2 protein-coding genes are annotated in these 400 nt (G+C 69.2%); both read right to left on the bottom strand.

The window, feature by feature from the left end; genetic code table 11:
* A partial coding sequence (locus JHD79_RS22585; RefSeq protein ID WP_199121616.1) for a hypothetical protein occupies positions 1 to 192 on the bottom strand: 192 nt, incomplete at its 3' end.
* 11 nt (positions 193 to 203) lie between these two features.
* Positions 204 to 400: hypothetical protein (locus JHD79_RS22580; protein WP_199121615.1), on the bottom strand; the 197-nt coding region annotated here is incomplete at its 5' end.

Genomic DNA, 400 nt, shown 5'->3' with positions numbered 1-400 from the left:
CCCCCCCCCCCCCCCCCCCCCCCCCCCCCCCCCCCCCCCCCCCCCCCCCCCCCCCCCCCCCCCCCCCCCCCCCCCCCCTTGTTCAACCCGACGACGGCATACGAGATGGTAACGCAGGTCTCGTGGGCTCGGAGATGTGTATAAGAGACAGCCCTTTCCTATCAGGATGTTCTTTTGCGAATCTCTTTCCACTTGGCTTCTTATTACATTTTTTTTATCATTGCATCTAAATGCTTTTTGGGCGATGGGGGCTGTCTCTTATACACATCTGACGCTGCCGACGATCGAGCCATAGTGGAGGTGTCGGGGGGGGGGGGGGGGTGAGAGGGGGGGGGGGGGGGGGGGGGGGGGGGGGGGGGGGGGGGGGGGGGGGGGGGGGGGGGGGGGGGGGGGGGGGGGG

Origin of the sequence: Pedobacter sp. ASV28 (assembly GCF_016428855.1) — a bacterium.
Classification (GTDB): domain Bacteria; phylum Bacteroidota; class Bacteroidia; order Sphingobacteriales; family Sphingobacteriaceae; genus Pedobacter.
The sequence above is the reverse complement of the archived record's forward strand: the minus strand, read 5'-3'. Positions and strand labels throughout refer to the sequence as shown.